The 18,117-nt window shown below is 32.4% G+C and carries 11 protein-coding genes; 7 read left to right on the plus strand and 4 right to left on the minus strand.

Features of this window, described 5'->3' with window-relative positions; all coding sequences use genetic code 11:
* Positions 1–9: 9 nt before the first annotated feature.
* The 3 genes from Q4Q39_RS00440 to Q4Q39_RS00450 all read left to right on the plus strand — a co-directional run bounded on the left by Q4Q39_RS00440 (position 10) and on the right by Q4Q39_RS00450 (position 9,602).
* Complete coding sequence (locus Q4Q39_RS00440) at positions 10–2,229, plus strand: glycoside hydrolase family 2 protein (protein WP_303280404.1); 2,220 nt, start codon at positions 10–12, stop codon at positions 2,227–2,229.
* Between the two features lie 30 nt (positions 2,230–2,259).
* Entirely contained in the window at positions 2,260–5,055 is a 2,796-nt protein-coding gene (locus tag Q4Q39_RS00445) for an outer membrane protein assembly factor BamB family protein (RefSeq protein ID WP_303280405.1), read from the plus strand.
* Positions 5,056–5,474: 419 nt separating this feature from the next.
* On the plus strand, positions 5,475–9,602 hold the full coding sequence (locus Q4Q39_RS00450) for a hybrid sensor histidine kinase/response regulator transcription factor (protein ID WP_303280406.1): 4,128 nt from the start codon (positions 5,475–5,477) through the stop codon (positions 9,600–9,602).
* A gap of 449 nt (positions 9,603–10,051) precedes the next feature.
* On the opposite strand, the gene Q4Q39_RS00455 is transcribed toward Q4Q39_RS00450, so the two are convergent.
* Entirely contained in the window at positions 10,052–10,870 is an 819-nt protein-coding gene (locus Q4Q39_RS00455; protein WP_303280407.1) for an SMP-30/gluconolactonase/LRE family protein, read from the minus strand.
* 12 nt (positions 10,871–10,882) lie between these two features.
* A complete protein-coding gene (locus tag Q4Q39_RS00460) occupies positions 10,883–11,629 on the minus strand; it encodes an SDR family NAD(P)-dependent oxidoreductase (protein WP_303280408.1) in 747 nt (248 codons plus the stop codon).
* A 358-nt stretch (positions 11,630–11,987) separates the two neighbouring features.
* On the opposite strand from Q4Q39_RS00460, the gene dgoD reads away from it, so the two are divergent.
* Both dgoD and Q4Q39_RS00470 read left to right on the plus strand, forming a co-directional pair.
* Positions 11,988–13,145 carry a galactonate dehydratase gene (gene dgoD, locus Q4Q39_RS00465; protein ID WP_303280409.1) on the plus strand — a complete coding sequence of 386 codons (1,158 nt, stop codon included), beginning with the start codon at positions 11,988–11,990 and terminating at the stop codon, positions 13,143–13,145.
* A gap of 39 nt (positions 13,146–13,184) precedes the next feature.
* A complete protein-coding gene (locus Q4Q39_RS00470; protein ID WP_303280410.1) occupies positions 13,185–13,931 on the plus strand; it encodes an HpcH/HpaI aldolase family protein in 747 nt (248 codons plus the stop codon).
* Positions 13,932–14,037: 106 nt separating this feature from the next.
* Here the strand turns inward: Q4Q39_RS00470 and Q4Q39_RS20690 are convergent, their stop codons facing one another.
* Entirely contained in the window at positions 14,038–14,184 is a 147-nt protein-coding gene (locus tag Q4Q39_RS20690; RefSeq protein ID WP_496559729.1) for a T9SS type A sorting domain-containing protein, read from the minus strand.
* 372 nt (positions 14,185–14,556) lie between these two features.
* Here Q4Q39_RS20690 and Q4Q39_RS00475 point away from each other — a divergent pair, with 372 nt between their 5' ends.
* On the plus strand, positions 14,557–16,608 hold the full coding sequence (locus tag Q4Q39_RS00475) for a transketolase family protein (RefSeq protein ID WP_303280411.1): 2,052 nt from the start codon (positions 14,557–14,559) through the stop codon (positions 16,606–16,608).
* Positions 16,609–16,692: 84 nt separating this feature from the next.
* The gene (gene fsa, locus Q4Q39_RS00480) at positions 16,693–17,346 is read left to right on the plus strand and encodes a fructose-6-phosphate aldolase (RefSeq protein ID WP_303280412.1); all 654 of its coding nucleotides are present in this window, start codon (positions 16,693–16,695) and stop codon (positions 17,344–17,346) included.
* A 95-nt stretch (positions 17,347–17,441) separates the two neighbouring features.
* Here fsa and Q4Q39_RS00485 read toward each other — a convergent pair whose 3' ends face one another.
* Positions 17,442–17,864 (minus strand): hypothetical protein, encoded by a 423-nt coding sequence (locus tag Q4Q39_RS00485; protein ID WP_303280413.1) that lies wholly within the window; start codon positions 17,862–17,864, stop codon positions 17,442–17,444.
* Between the last annotated feature and the right edge of the window lie 253 nt (positions 17,865–18,117).

An 18,117-nucleotide genomic window follows, 5' to 3' on the forward strand; every position in this document is an offset into this window, starting at 1 on the left:
CATATTTATATGATTTTAAAGAAAAAAAACGGTAATTGGTTTGTGTTACGAGTCATACTGATTGGTATAACCTTAAACTTTTTTTCACTAGTTTTTGGTCAAAATAGCAATAGAAAATCATTACCAAGAACAGTTTTTAATATAAATTCTGATTGGCATTTTATAAAAAATGAAATAAAATCATTAGACAAGATTAATCTAAATAGTAATGATTGGCAACCTATTAAACTACCTCATAATTGGGGGTTTCAAGAAGCGCAAAAAGGAAATAAAGAGTATTACAAAGGGGTTGGATGGTATAAAAAGCTTCTAGATATTAATTTCAAAAAGAATAAACGTTATTTTTTACGTTTTGGAGCGGCAAGCAAAGTAGCAAACGTATATATTAATAACAAGCATGTTGGAGCTCACAGAGGTTCGTTTGGTGCGTTTGGTTTTGAGATCACAAAATACCTTTCAGATACAGAACCTAATATAGTAGTGGTTTCGGTTGATAATTCTAAGTTTACGGATATTGCTCCGTTGGGAGGTGATTTTAACGTTTACGGAGGATTGTATAGATCAGTTTTTTTAATAGAAACAGCTAAAGTTAGTTTTGCGTTAACAGATCATGTCTCAAAAGGAGTAACATGGTTACAATCTGAGGTGTCTGATGAAAAAGCATTACTAGAAGTTATAGGTTGGATTTCTAACGGTACATCTAACGGGTTACCTTTTACACACTTTCCAAAGGAAATAGGTGAAACCATTCAAGAAGGACGTTATTTATATCGGGTTAAGCTGTTAGACCATCAAGATAAAGAAGTAGCTGCTAAAGAAATATACATAAACATTTCTCCAAATTTAACAGCACCGTACACATTAACATTAGAGTTACAGAATCCGCATCTATGGCATGGTACAAAAGACCCCTATCTGTATAAAGCTGTAGCAGAAGTAAGAGAACCCAACGGTGAATTGGTAGATAGAGTTACTCAAAATATTGGTTTACGAAGCTTTTATATTGATGCCGAGAAAGGCTTCTTTCTTAATGATAAGCCCTATCGCTTACGAGGCGTATCAAAACATCAAGATAGAAAAGATATTGGTTGGGCAGTTTCAAAAGAACATTTAGAAGAAGATATTGATTTAATTAAAGAAATGGGGGCAAATGCATTGCGTTGCGCTCATTATCAGCATTCAGATGATCTCGTGGACTTGTGTGATAAAGCGGGGATTTTGGTTTGGTCAGAGATTCCACTTGTAGGATCAATGAATGAAGATAAAGCATTTGCTGAAACTACTAAAAACCAACTTAAAGATATGATTCGTCAACAAATCAATCACCCATCTGTTTTTGCTTGGGGATTGTTTAATGAAATTCATGTCAAGAAAAATGATCCACATAGAATGCTAATGGATTTAAAATTGTTAGCAAATGCTGAAGATAAAACGCGTCCAACTATAGCAGCAACAAGCCACATGGCTGCTCCAGAAATAAATAAAATTCCAAATATTTTGGGTTGGAATCGTTATCCAGGTTGGTACGACCCTTTTGAGCATTTAAAAAATGCTAAACAATGGAACAAGTACAAAAACACCAGTAAAGATGGAGGGTTTTGTTTTAGCGAGCATGGTGCTGGTGCTAATATTAAACATCATGAGCAAAATCCAGAGCAACCGGTTCCTAAAAGTTTTTGGCATCCTGAGGAATGGCAAGCTAAAGTGCATGAAGCTGCTTGGGAAAGTTACAGTAGCACGCCTTATATCTGGGGTTCTTTTGTTTGGAATATGTTTGATTTTGCATCCGTAAAGCGAGAAGAAGGAGGGGTTATCGCTTTAAACGATAAAGGCCTAGTCACTTTCAATAGAAAAACTAAAAAAGATGCGTTTTATTTTTATAAAGCAAATTGGTCTAATACACCAATGGTTCATATTACAAGTAAGCGTCATGACATTAGAAATGAAGTAGAAACACCAATTAAAATCTATACAAATCTTTCTAAAGTAACATGTTATGTGAATGATTCATTAATTGGAGAAATAGAACCTAATGCTTACCATATTGCGATTTTTAAAGATGTTGAGTTAGTAAAAGGTGAAAACAAAATTATTGCCATAGCAAGCGGTGAAAACCAGGAGTTAAAAGATGAAGTTATTTGGGTTTATGACCCAAATCATAATTCAATTAAACCAAAAGAAGATAAACAAGTCAAACGTATTCATGGTGACGGTGGTTTTGGTCAGTAAATAGTCTATTCATAATTCAAAAAAATCGAAATGATAAAACAAAAGCAGATTTGTACATTAATATTAGTTTGTGCAGCTCAACTTAGTATGCTTTTTGCCCAAAGTTCTAAAGGAGTAACAAGTATAGAAACAGGGTATACTATCAGTTTGGTAAGAACAGCTAAAGCTAATGGAAATACGGTTTTGGTGGCGAGTAGTTATGAAGGTACAGTTCTGGCTTACTCATATTCAGGTGCGCTATTATGGAAAAATGAACTTTCAGGTTTTATGAATCATGATGTTTGGTGTGAAGATATCAATGGAGATAAAAAAGACGAAATACTGGTGGCTAATGCAGATGGAACACTTTACTGTTTAGACAATAAAGGACAATTAATGTGGCAATTTTCAAAAAATGAAGCGCCATTTAAATCGGTTGCAGTTACTTATAAAGAGAATAAAGCCTTTGTTGTTGTAGGAAGTTATGATACACATATTTATTATTTGGATGCCAATGGGAAACAGGTTTTAGATATTGATACAAGTATATTTTCACTAGATAAGGCAAGACATAAAAACTCTAAAGAAACAGTTAAGGCTTTTGTAACGAATTATATAAGACCGGCTAAGTATAAAGATGGGTCAGATATTTTGGTGGTACATGGTATTGCTGCAACAAATTCAAATGGCAGTTTCTATTACTTTAAACCTTTAGAAAGTAAACCATTTAAGAAAGAAATAAATAAAACGGGGCGTTTAGGCGAGGTAAGAATTGTAGACACCAATAGGGACGGTATTAGTGAAGTTCTAATAGGTAAAACGGGAGAAGCAAATAAGGGTAGTGGCTTTTATAAAATGGATTTTGGTATAGAAAGTCCAAAGGAGTTTAGCATTACAAAATTATACAATAAGTTAGATACTTTCGGGTATCGTGTTACTCAGCCAGAATGGGTAAAAGATGGCGGGCAAGAAAAGTTCTTAGTCATGTTTGGTTCACGTATTTTACTGGTAGATGCTGATATGAATGTCGATAAAACAGAGATTTTAGCATGTAAGTATGCATTTAACGATATGTGGAACGATAAAAAAACAAATAAAATTATTTTGGCTAGTGCTCAAAGTGGCGGAAGTTCTATTCACATTATCAATCTTAATATAAAAAGTTGGAAAAATGAATTTATAAATTTGAATCCTCCAGGGAAAATCCAAACTATTTTAGATAATACAGCTCGCATAAAAGAAAGTTTAAAAAAATATGTAAGACCATCCAGCGAAAATAAATCGCAACCTGTATATTTTATGTCTGAAAGCCGCAATAATGAAGCAGCTAAAACAGCCATAGAACGTATTGAAAGTAAGTATGACAATCCTACGTTTTTAATCAAACCAAGAACTAGAGCTAAAGAAAACTGGGATAGGTCTTCTATTTTAAATGAAAAATACAGAAATAGGCGTGATAGACGCATGAAATATACAGCATCTCAAAAAGAATTGGTAGAAAGTATTGCTTCTAATTATGAGTTTGGAAAAGGTATTTCGTATTGGGCAGGTCATGGTAACGATCCATATATGTACCAACTTTCAACTACAAAGAAAATTTTAGATAAAGCCAATGGTAAAAAAACAGTTTTAGTTTACCCTGAATTGGAAGATCATACTAAAGATTTTGAGTATGTTATGGAAGGTTTAATATATCCTTTAGCAAAGTATTCTAGAGAAAAAAATGCCAAAATATTTATTAGAACTAAGCATTTATTCTGGCAATCCAGCATTTATTTAGATAATTGGAAACGATTGATTTCTGGAGAATTTTCAGATGTGTTTATCCCTGCCATGGAGGAAACCACAGATAAGTCTATGGAACTTAGCTTAGCATCGAGGTTAGGGATTTGGTCTAGTGGTGCAACCGATAGTTGGGGAGCACGTTGCGCCAGAGATAATGCAAGTTTTGATAGGAGTAGGCAACACGCTCATCAAATGCTTCCCAACCATTTTTTGAGGACTATGGTATACAGTATAGCAAGTGGAGCGCAGTATTTAGATAATTTTGCGGTAGACCAAGCGTATATGAGCCTATTGTGGGATTTAATAGCTGAAGGTGCTTTGTATGTGCCAAAACGTTCAGAGATTTTAAGTTTTTCGCCTGTGTATTTAAGTATGGCACATCCAGATGAACGATATATTGAATATGGTAATGATGTAAAACCAGTTGTTTTTTATAACAAACAAGAAGAGGCAGACAATCCTTTGGTATTTAGTCGCTTAAATGGTACATGGCCTGGAGCTCCTAATACAGAGTGGGATTTTTCTAGATATGCTGCAGGAGCAAAAGAAAGACGATTAAATTTTATACCAACCTATAATAACGGCATGGTATTAATAACGCCTCCTCAAAATGGTGTATTTCTTAATGCAGAAGATAAACGAAAGCAATTAGATGAAAACCTACACCACATTTATAAAGGTAAACTGAAAGAATATATAACCGATGGACGTCAATATCTATCAAAAGATGGTAAAGAGGTATATTCAGCCGATACTTTTTATAGGGTAATTAAAGAAGATATTGAAAAATCTAAAAAGCTATTGCCAATAACTGTTAGTGGAAGTGTTGGATGGGTCGTAGCAGAAATAGCTCCAAAGAAGTTGCGATTGACTCTTGTAGATTCGGGTTATATTAATCCTAAAGAACGAGAAGTTAAGGTGACTTTTAATAAAATTCATCCAATTAAAGTCGTTGATATTTTAACGAATGAGTCTTTCAAAGTTCAAAAAAATATAAGCATTGATATTCCTTTGGGAGGCTTTAGATTCATAGATATTGTTCTCTCGGATTCTTTATATTGATACTGAGCTCATTTAGTTTTACAATTTTTTATTGAAAACAAGTTGCTGCCGAATAAGGCTTATTTACTGCCTAATTCTGTATCTGATTTGTTCACGGGTATTTATGTTGTGAAATTAGAGTCAAAAGGTAAAGTGTTTAATTAAAAAAATAGCTCTTAACTAGAGAAAAGTAATCTAGACCGCAAAGAGTATTATATCCTAAAAATGTCTTTTTGAAGATTAAAGTAAAAAAGAGACATATTAATATTTTTGATATAAAATCTTTTTTTTAAAGAGATGCCACATTAATTTGTAGTTTAGTCAATTATTAATTAGTTTTCAACTAATTAAAATATATAGTTGCTTTTTTTAAGCGATATTATATTATGAACACCTTTAGATTTCTGACCTAAATAATTTAATAATACTAATTTGTCAAAATGAAAAAAGTTATTATCCTAATAACTATATGTCTTTTTTCTAAGCTTTATGGGCAGAATGCTTTAGAATACGCTCAAAAATTCACAATCTCTGAGGGGCTAGCGCATAATGGGGTTACTTGTATGCTCGAAGATTCAAGAGGGTTTTTATGGTTTGGTTCCTATGATGGTTTAAATAAATATGATGGCTATAAATTCACAACTTATAAAAATACTGTCAATAGTAATATCATTTCTTCAAATCGCGTAAGGGCGTTAAATGAAGATCACAATGGTAATATATGGATTGGAACAGAAAAAGGACTTACTCTATATGACGCTAAAAGTGAATCATTTAGGCAAATTAAAAACATTAATCAAGACAGGTTTTTAGTTCAAAACGCAATTATACGGCATATATTAATAAATCAAGCCCAAGATATAGTGTTAGTCTCTACTGAAGCTAATGGTATTTTAGTTTTCAACAATGATTATAAATTTTTAGGGAAATATTATCCAGGTCAAGTTTCAAATAAGCAAAATATAGTTTTTTTTAAAGGTATTCCTTTAGACAACACAAAATATTTATTCAGTACTTCCTCTGGTGTCTTTCAGTTTAATTTTGAAGACAAAAGTTTTGTACAAGTTTTGGAAGATCAAATTGGCTATAGCGAGAGTATAGAGGCAATAGGTGAAAGTAAATTCATTGTTGCAAAACAACATGGTGCTGTAATTATAAACTATAGAGGTAATAATAATGGCTCTTTTACTATTGAAAACGAGTTTTTACAAAATTATAATATTAAAGCCTTGTTATTTGATGTTACAAAAAATTTGTGGGTTGGAGCAATAAAGAAGGGGGTTTTGAAAATCACTAATATAGATGATTTCATAAACAAAAAACCAAACTCAATTCAGCAATTTGACGATGGTTTAGGTTTATTGCGCACTAGTGCTCTTATGGAGACTTCAAGAGGAAATTGTTGGGTGGCCACTTTTAATGAAGGTGTTTACAGATTTAATGTCGTTATTCCTCCGTTTAAGAGTTGTAATGTAAAAATGAATTACCCCTATGGGTTAGAGTCTAATAGTGTAAGACACATAGCTGCTATTGACGATGATAGGGTTTATTTAACGTCAACCGATGGGGATTTAGTTCTCTTTAATACCAAAAAAGAGGTTTTTGAGCCAATAGGCTTAAAAAAGCAATATGCAATAAAGAAAAAAATAAGTACTATATATCTGGACTCTAAAAAAAATATATGGCTAAAATTTGAAGGAGGAATAAACTTATTTAGAATAAAGCAAGGAAGCACATATTTAGAGGAAATTAGATTTGAATCAGCTCAAGATAAGGAGGATTTTGCTACAGCATTTCGTTCATTTACAGAAGACAAGTACGGTCATCTTTGGATAGGTACCAATAGCGACGTTTACAGAATTAGGATTAATGAGTTAAATGAAGTCACTAAGGTTGAAAATTTAAATGATAACCCATATTTTTCCAGAAAAACCTTAACAAGAGCTAGAGTTGTGTATGCTGATCCAGTTTATGATTTTGTATGGGTTGGTGCGGATTCTGATGGGCTCTTTAGAGTTGAAAATAAAATAGAGACTATTGATAAACTTGGTATTACCCAGTATAAAGCTAATACAGTAGATGAGTATTCTATATCAAGTGATTTTGTGTCGTCCATAATTAGATTGCCTAACGAAGAATTTTGGATAGGAACAGAAGGCGGAGGAGTCTGTAAAGTGTTAAATAGTGAAAGCAGCCCACAATTTATATCATACTCAGAGGAGAATGGCTTGTCTAATAATGCTGTTAAGAGTATTTTATATGATGATAATAACAACTTATGGATAACAACTAATATTGGTCTCAATAAACTTGATACCAAAGATTTTAGAATAAGAAAATTTAAAAAATCAGATGGATTACCATTTGAAGACTTTTTCTATGCATCCCAGAAACTTCCCAATGGTACAATCTTATTATCAGGTTTTGATGGTTTTTGCTATTTTAAACCTAACGATGTTACTGAAAAAGAACCTTTGCCAAAACTTCAATTTGATAACCTAAGAATACTTAATACTGCTATTTTGCCCGGTGATACAATTGATGATAGGGTGTTACTTAGTAAGAGTTTAAATGAATTAGATGAAATTGTTTTAAAACATAATGAGAATGTTTTTTCTTTAGAAGTTCTAAGTCTTCATTTTTTGAATTCTCAAAACCATAATTTAAAGTATAGGCTATTGCCATTAAGAGAAGAATGGGTTCAAGTACCATCAAGCCAAAATACCATTCAATATAACGATTTACAGCATGGGGAGTATGAATTACATGTAATGGCATCCAATGCATTAAATCAATGGACACCTCCAAAAGTATTAAAGATTATTGTGAAACCTTCTATTTGGAATACAAATATGGCGTACACGATGTATGTACTATTATCTTTGTTGTTAATCTTTATTGTAATAAGGGGTATATTAAAAATACAGGCATTAAATCATAAAGTAGAGATAGAGCAACTTACCATAAGCAGTGTTAAGAAACTTAATGAGGCCAAATTACGCTTTTTTTCAAATATCTCCCATGAAATAAAGACGCCTTTGACGCTTATCTCAAGTCCTATTGAAACCTTGTTGAAAAGCTCTGGCAAAAATGCTACATTAAATGATAGGTTGAATTTAATGAAAAGGCAGGTTAGAAAAATAGAGCAACTTATAAATCAAGTTCACGATTTTCAGAGAGCTGATGCTAACCATCTAAAACTAAATTATTCTAGATTTAGATTTGACATGTTTATTGAAGAATTGGTTAAAGATTTTGGTTATTTGGCTAGAAAAGATGAAAAAGAATTACAGATAGAAAGAAAAAAATCAAAAATTATTGTTGCAGCAGATAAGGCAAAGCTTGAAAAGATATTTAACAATTTGTTTAGTAATGCCTTGAAATATACAAAGCAAAAAGATACTATTACTGTTGATTATTCAGTAGAAGATAAAGATTTAATTGTTGTAATAGAGGATACTGGACAAGGAATTGATGAGGTAGATTTACCGCATGTTTTTGAGCGTTTTTATCAATCGCATCACATCAAGGATATGCATAACAGCGGGTCGGGGATTGGATTGTCATTTTCAAAGCGTTTGGTAGAAATGCATTATGGTTACATTACAGTAGAGAGTAATTTTGGAGAAGGAACAAAATTCACGGTTCGCCTTCCAATCGTTAAAGAGCATACAGAGTCTGAAGACATTATAGAAGATATTAATTTACCAGATGAAAAAGAAATTAATTTGGATGCCTCTTTAATTCAAGAATATAATCCATTAGATATAAAAATTTCTGGCGATTTCGCTGAATCATTGATATTTTATGTTGAGGATAATACTGAAATGCGCAACTATGTTGCTGAAGTATTGTCCAAATACTTCGATATAAAAACATTTAGTAATGGTCAAGAATGTTTAGATGCAATGGAAGATAGATGGCCTGATATTGTTATTAGTGATATACAAATGCCTATACTTGATGGATTAAGTTTATGTATTAAAATAAAGTCAGATTTAAAAACAAGCCATATTCCAGTAATACTATTAACGGCTCTTACTAATATAAAAGACCAAGTACAAGGTATAAGGGATGGTGCCGATGCTTATATAACAAAACCGTTTAATGTACAACATTTAGTTACAAACACAGAAGCCCTATTGACGAATAGAAAAAAACTTAGGGAACGTTTTCATGTAGGTATTCCCTTAACAAGAGATAATAATATAAACGATAGAAATGACAATGCTTTTCTAGATAAATTATACAGTATTATTGAAGAAAATTTAGGGAATCATGAATTCAATCTTAATGATTTAGCTAGGGAAATGTATTTAAACCGTACGCATTTTTTTCAAAAAGTTAAAGCGCTAACAAATCAAACGCCTTTTGAATTGTTAAAAATGTATAGGTTAAAACGATCTACTGACTTTTTATTACAGGAAAATATGTCTGTTAAAGAAGTAGCTTTGGTTTCAGGATTTAAAAGTAGAACAAATTTTTCTAAGGTTTTTAAAGACACCTATAATACTTCTCCTAGTATATATGCTGAAGAAATGAAAAAAAAGCGAAAAACAGAATACTAGAATCTAGCTTTTTAGCAAATCCTTAAACTTAAATCTCTAGAAATAAGTTATATTATATGGGCTGATAGGTTTTTAAATCTTAATTAGCCTCCTTTTCATTGTTAAATTGTATTTCATTTTCGTTTAGATATGTTAGTCACATATCAGGTATTCTTGGATGCCTAAAATAATTTAATAGCTTTATTCAAAAAAGTTAAAAATTATTAAAAGAAGTGATTTAAACTTTTTGTGTTTAAGCGAAAATTAGTCATTTTTTGAATCATTTGAAGGCTTTTTTAAGTTGCATAGCAGAGCTACGGAAGGCAAAAAAGACAAAAATGAACTAAAAAGGGCAATTTTTTAGTAAATGGAAAAAGTTTAAATGACTTCAAAGAGAGAAACATGAATTTGTTATAAATTATGGTTTGTCATTTAGTTGAAAAGAAGATGGGGTTTTACTAGATGCCTATTTATAATTCATTTGATTTAACATAAAACAACCCGCCTCCATAGACTTCGTGTTTAGAATCATTTTTAGCGGTTGTTATGTATAGGTTAGCATCATTATCAAAACAACATGAGGTAATATTAGAACATGGCAATTTTATATCATTTATTTTTTCCCCGTTTAAAGGATTCCACTTAGATACACAACCGCCTCCCCATTCGGCAATCCATAGCATGCCATCTTTATCAATGCACATGCCATCAGGACTACTTGATCCCGTAAATTCTATTACATAGGCGATAAACTCTATGTCTCCAGTTTCTAAGTCATAAGCATATTTTGCTACTTTTTTTGTTGGAGTATCAATAAAGTAAAGAAATTTGTTGTCATGAGAAAACGCTAAACCATTAGAAATAGTTGTGTTCTTGATGATTGTTTTAAACTGACCTTCGTGGTAAGAATAAACATTGCCCACATTTTCTATAACTTCAGGGTATCCCATTGTTCCTATAATAATTCTTCCTATAGGGTCTTGAATTCCATCATTATACCTAACATTATCATTGATATCAATTTGAAAAGCAAATTTTTTCTGAAGTGAATTAAAATCAATTTCGAAAAACCCATCCTTAGATGAAACCAAAACCACTTTATGTTTTTTGAAATAAATACAGCTTACAGGAGAATCAAGCTTCATGCTCAGAATCTCTTTGTTTACTGGGTTATAACAATACACCAAACAATCTAAAATGGATACAAAATAAAGGAGGTTGTTTTCTGAATTAAAAACAGGACCTTCTAAAAGTTCTGAATCAGAATGAAAAATTAATGATGGAATCATAAGATAAAAATGTTATATATATTCGCCTCCAGTTATTCTTATTTTTGAGCCTGTTGTCATAGCAGAATCATCAGAAATTAAATACATTACTGCGGGTACAGGGTCAGAAGGCGTTAACATACGACCCATAGGAAGTTCTTCTCCTGCTTTACGTTTTAATTCTTCTACACTAACGCCTTCTTCTTCTCTTAACTTTAATTCTCCCTCTGTACTTGTCCAACCCATTACTACATAATTTGATCGAACGCCATATTGAGAATAGTGATGCGCCAAGTGTCTTGATAGTGTATAAAGTGTGCCTTTAGTAAGTGCATAAGCTGTTCTATCTTTTTGGCCATAATCCATATGAGCAGATCCAAAGAATATTATTGAACCTGATCTGGCAGCCTTCATATATTTTAACACATGTTTGATTAAAAAATAAGGGCCTTTAAGATTCACATTAAAAACGCTGTCGTAAACATCTTCTTCCGTTTCTAATATCGAAGCTACAGGAGTTATTCCTGCATATAAAACTAAGGCGTCTATACTTCCAAATTTTTCTATAGTTTGGGTAACAAAGCTTTCTAAGTCATTAGTAGTATTTAAGTCAACTGTATGAAAATAGAGCTTGTCTTCTGCATTCAAGGTACGGATAAGTTCATCACCTTCTTCTTTTTTTCTGCTACAAAAAGACACATTGTAACCTTTTTTTAAACAGGATTTAAGTATCTCTTTTCCAACTCCTTTGGTACCTCCCAATATCATTACTGTTTTCATAGGTATTTTTAATAAATTTAATTTTAACTAATTTTGGCCAAAAGTCTGAATGTTTTATTTAGTTAAGGTGTTTTAGAGTCAATAATGCGTTTTCCTCCGTAAAAATATTTGTGAATGTTTTAGAAACAGAAGTTTAAGTCGAGCTCTATAAATATAGAGTTTTGAAAAGCCATAATGTTAATACATACTCATTTACTTATAACTACCAAAAAATAACTCTAAGAAACCTATCTTAGCTTTTAATACTCGATTTTTGACCCCTTGTAAAAAGACATGTTAGAATCAATTAAAAAATGGATACTCCATGTTGAAATCGTTAAACACGTTTTATAAATAAATAAAGTAAAAGTCAAATTAAATGAACGATTTAAAAATTGTAAAGATTGAATTATTCAAAGTTCCACCCCGTTGGTTATTTCTTAAAATAACCACTCAATCAGGTATTGTAGGTTGGGGAGAACCTGTTGTAGAAGGTAAAGCAGATTCTGTAGCTGCTTGTGTGAAGGAATTAGAAAAATTTGTAATTGGTCGTAATGCAAATGAAATAGAAGATATATGGCAAGTTTTATATCGTGGCGGATTTTACAGAGGGGGTGCTATTTTAATGAGTGCCATTTCAGGAATTGATCAAGCTTTATGGGATATAAAAGGAAAATATTTAAATGTTCCTGTTTATGAGCTTTTAGGAGGAGCTGTTCGTGATAGAATGAAAATGTATTGTTGGATTGGAGGAGACAACCCAGATGTGGTTTTAGAACAGGCACATGAAAAGGTGAAAGCTGGTTTTAAAGCTGTAAAAATGAATTGTACAGGAGCTATGGATTGGGTAGCTTCTATGAAAGATGTTAAAACTGTAGCGAACAACATTAAACTGTTAAGAGAAGAGTTTGGATACGATTTAGATATAGGTTTAGACTTTCATGGTAGGATTCACAAGCCCATGGTGAAACGTTTAATAGACGAGTTAGAACCCTATGAGCCCATGTTTATTGAAGAGCCTGTTTTAACAGAAAATAATGATGCCTTGAAGCACATATATGGGTACACTAGTATACCTGTTGCAACTGGAGAGCGTATGTTTTCAAGATGGGATTTCAAAGAAATTTTACATCAAGGTGTGGTGGATATTATTCAACCCGATTTAAGTCATGCAGGTGGTATTTCCGAAGTAAGACGTATTGCTGCAATGGCAGAAGCTTATGATATTACTTTAGCACCTCATTGTCCTCTTGGGCCAGTAGCGTTGGCATCTTGTTTACATGTGGATTTTGTGTCTGCAAATGCAATTATTCAAGAAAGTAGTATTGGTATCCATTACAACCAAGGATATGATATTTTAGATTATATGAATAACCCAGAATTATTTGATATAAAAGATGGATATATAGAATTGTTTAAAAAGCCAGGTTTAGGAGTAGATATAAATGAAGATAAGTTAAGGGAAGCTCAAAAAGTTGGACACGATTGGTCTAATCCTATTTGGAGGCGAGAAGATGGTAGTTTTGCCGAATGGTAATTTATTTAATTAACTAGCAAAATAAAGCAAAAAAATAAAATGAATTTATTCGAAAATAAAAAATTTGTAGTAGGCCCTTTCATGAAGGTTAGTGATCCTGCTTTAGTTGAGGTTGCAGCATTTGCAGGTTTCGATTTTGTAATTATAGATTTGGAACACGGACCTAATACAATTGAAACGGTTCAAAATCATGTTCGAGCAGCCCAAGCCAAAGGTATTACTCCTGTGATCCGCGTACCGGAAATCAATGAAAATATGATTTCCAAAGCATTGGATATTGGTGCAGACTATGTACAAGTGCCACAAATAGAAACAGCTGCTGATGCAGAACGTGTTGTAAAAGCTGCAAAATTTTTCCCAGAAGGCTCACGTGGTGTTTGTAGATATGTAAGGGCGGCAGATTATGCTTCCATGCCAAAAGAAAATTACTTTGGGAATGCAAATAAAACTACAGGAACTATTATACATATTGAAGGAAATATTGCCTTTAATAATATTGATGAAATTTTAGCTGTGGACGGTATTGATGTTATTTTTATTGGCCCTTATGATATGTCTCAATCATGTGGCGTACCTGGTCAGGTAAATCATCCAAAAGTGATTTCTCAAATGAAGGAAATTGTTGAAAAAGCGGCTCCGCTAGGAAAAGTTGTAGGAACATTTGTTGAGAGCCCTGAGTCTGCAAAACAATGGATAGATTTAGGCGTTAAGTATATTTCCTATGCCGTAGATGTTGGTATTTATTTTGATGCTTGTAAAAACATTGTTGATAAGGTAAAAGAGTAGTTTGTTAAAAATTAATCTATTCGACTTAAAAAAAACGAGAATAAACTTATTCTCGTTTTTTTGTTTATATCCTCTGGAAATTATTTTCATTAGTTTTTTATGTTTCTTACTTTACTATAATTTGATGTGCTTTGTTAATTTCTCCCCTAGTTGTCTTCAAAATATAAATTCCCTTTTTTAAAGTAGAAACCTCCATTTTAAGTTTGAATGTTACCTGTTCGAATTTATGTTGCTTAATTTTATGATAAATCATATTAAATTATTCAACTTATAGTAGTATATATCTTTCGATATCTAATTTTTAAAGTTTGTAAGCGTAAACAGAATGAGGTTTATAAAAAAGGAAATAAGTGAGAGTTTCTAAAGAAATAAAGCCATTTTTTATTACTTACTATATGTTAGTTTATAATTATTGCTTAAGAGAAAGTATCCGTTTAACAAATATGTTAGTAGTTGTTATTAAATAATTCAATTTTAATAAGACCTAACAGGTTAAAGATTATATATTTGCAAAATATATTTTTCTACTGTATTAAAAAGGAATTTTTAGATGTAAAATCTATATGTTTTCTCAATTAATTCGGGAGATTTACTAAATAGAATTAAACATAAATCATAATTTAAAATGAACAAAAAAGTTGATCAGCAGGCGGCAGATAATATAAGAGCATTAGCTGTAGCTATGGTAGAAAAAGCGAATTCAGGACATCCGGGAGGACCTATGGGAGGTGCAGATTTTATGCATATTTTATATTCTGAGTTCTTCAATTACGACCCATCGGATATGACGTGGCCGTTTAGAGATCGATTTTTTATGGATGCTGGGCATTTATCTACGTTAATGTATGCGCAGTATTATCTTTTAGGGAATTATGAGAAAAAAGATATAGAAAACTTCAGACAATGGAAATCAATAACACCTGGTCATCCAGAGGTTGATGTAGCCAGAGGTATAGAAAACACTTCTGGACCCTTAGGTCAAGGACACACCATGGGTGTGGGAGCAGCTATTGCTACGAAGTTTTTAGAAGCCCGTTTTGGAGATTGGATGAATCATAAAATATATGGTTTTATTTCAGATGGAGGTATTCAAGAAGAGATTTCTCAAGGTGCAGGTAGAATAGCAGGTCACTTAGGGTTGAGCAACTTTATTATGTTTTTCGATTCTAACGATATTCAGTTATCAACATCAACTGATGAAGTAACGACAGAAGACACCGCCATGAAGTATGAAGCATGGGGTTGGAACGTTGTGACTATCGATGGACATAATCATGATGAAATCAGAAAAGCATTAACAGATGCCAATAACGAAACTGAAAGACCCACTTTAATAATAGGTAAAACTATTATGGGTAAAGGTTGTGTAGCCGCAGACGGTAGTATGTTTGAAGGATACTGTGAATTACACGGACAACCTATCGGTCATACAGGAGCAGATTACACAAAAACCTTAGTGAATTTAGGAGCAAATCCTGAAAGTCCTTTTGATAAGTATGACGATGTAAGTACGTTCTACGAAACATTATTAAAAGAGAAAACAGCCAAAGCAGCAGAAAAAAAAGCTGTTATTGAAGCTTGGAGACAAGACAATAAAGCACTTTCAGATAAATTAGATCACTTTTTATCAGGAGAGCTTCCAGATTTAGATTTTGAATCTATAGAACATAAAGCTGGATTAGCTACAAGAGTAGCATCTTCGAATGTACTTGCGTATTTAGCAGAGCATGTAGAGAACATGATTGTATCTTCAGCAGATTTATCAAATAGTGATAAAACAGATGGTTTCTTAAAGAAAACCCAGGCCTTACAAAAAGGAGATTTTAGTGGTTCATTTTTACAAGCAGGAGTTGCAGAGTTAACCATGGCATGTATAGCAAACGGTATTGCACTTCATGGAGGTATTATTCCAGTAGTAGCAACCTTCTTTGTCTTTTCAGATTATATGAAACCAGCGATTCGTTTAAGTGGTATCCAAGAATTGGGCGTGAAATACGTTTGGACACATGATGCGTTTAGAGTAGGAGAAGATGGACCAACACACCAACCAATAGAGCAAGAAGCACAAATACGGCTCTTAGAAAAACTTAAAAACCATAGTGGCAAAAACTGTTTCATGGCATTGCGTCCAGCCGATTCGGCAGAAACAGCAGTAGCATGGAAAATGGCCTTAGAAAACAATAATACACCATCAGGTTTAATATTATCTAGACAAGGGATTAAAGATATTCCAGCTCATGGATCATCCAGATATCAAGAAGCATTAGCTGCAGAAAAAGGAGGGTATTTAGTAAAAGAAGTAGAAAACCCAGATGTTGTTTTAATTGCAAACGGATCAGAAGTGTCAACGTTAATTGAGGCTGCAAAATTACTTGAGGAAAGAGAAAATATTAAAGTGAATATTGCTTCAATAATTTCAGAAGGCGTATTTAGACTTCAATCTAAATCGTACCAAGAAAGCGTTATCCCTAAGAACAAACCATTATATGGTTTAACAGCAGGTTTGCCGGTAAATTTAGAAGGACTTGTAGGCGAAAACGGTAAAGTGTTCGGAGTGGATCATTTTGGCTATTCGGCACCAGCAGGTGTTCTAGACGATAAATTTGGTTTTACAGGAGAAAAAGTATGCCAAAATGTAATCGAATATTTAAATGAAACATCTATGGCTAAAATTTAATCATTTGTGATGATTAAATAGGTCGCAAAACTCAACCTTTGCACCAAAATAGATAAAAACAGATAAAATAATAAATACAAGCATATGAAATTTTTTATAGATACAGCTAATCTTGGTGATATTGCAGAAGCTCAAGCTTTAGGAGTTTTAGATGGTGTTACAACAAACCCATCATTAATGGCAAAAGAAGGTATTACAGGTGCTGAAAATATTTTAGCACACTACCAGAAAATTTGTGATTTAGTTGATGGTGATGTAAGTGCAGAAGTGATTTCTACGGACTTTGAAGGGATGGTAGAAGAAGGAGAAAAATTGGCAGCTTTACACCCACAAATAGTTGTGAAATTACCATTAATAGCAGATGGTATTAAAGCCTGTAAATACTTTTCAGATAAAGGAATAAGAACAAATGTAACTTTGGTTTTTTCTGCAGGACAAGCATTATTAGCAGCAAAAGCAGGAGCTACTTATGTGTCTCCATTTATTGGTAGATTAGATGATATTTCTACAGATGGCTTGAATTTAATAGCTGAGATCAGACAAATTTATGATAACTATGCTTTCGATACTCAAATCTTAGCAGCGTCAGTACGTCATACCATGCACGTAATAGATTGTGCTAAACTAGGATCTGATGTTATGACTGGGCCATTATCATCAATTAAAGGATTGCTTAAACATCCATTAACTGATAGTGGTTTAGCTAAATTTTTAGAAGACTATAAAAAAGGGAATTAATAATTTTCTTTTAAATCCAAAAAGTCTAAATGAGTTCAATTAAAAAAGCGTCTCAAAAATTGAGACGCTTTTTGCTTGAATTAATGTATATACTCTTATCCTTCTATAGTAGCTTTGTTATAAGATGTGCTAGCCAGAATGCCCATTATTGCAAAGTGTACAATATAAATAATGGCGTTTATAATAGTTCCGCTTAAATCCAAAAGGTTTGATGTTGAGTGATCAATCAATCCACTACCAAGACCTATTAAAATACCAACCCATATACCAAATTGAACACCTTGAGAAATTCCATGTGAACCTCTAGCCCATTTCGAATACATAGTTGAAAAAGCAAAACCAACAATTAGACAACCAATAGCCAGTAAAGCCATATCTGGTGCTTCTTTCATAAGATCGCCATTAATAGTATGATCTTTTAGCATAGGGTCGCCTATAATTCCCCAAAGTAACCATCCCCCAAGAAATCCCCAAATGGTGGTAATAATTGTCGAAATTAAATTTGTTTTTGAAAACATAATATTAGTTTTAATTGGTTAATATTCAGGTAAATATATGTAAAAAATAGCATAAAAAATAAAATAGAAATCCTAATGAAGTTAGTAAAGTAAAACGATATTATATGTTATATCCGATTTATTGATAGGTAAAAGATTTTTAAATAGATAAAATCAATAATAAATTTAACATTTTAATTTGTAACATTTTTAATGTTATCAAGTCTATTTTATATCGACTAAACCAATAATTTGTAACTTTGTATTCTAATAG

The sequence above is a fragment of the Flavivirga amylovorans genome (assembly GCF_030540875.1).
GTDB lineage: Bacteria > Bacteroidota > Bacteroidia > Flavobacteriales > Flavobacteriaceae > Flavivirga > Flavivirga amylovorans.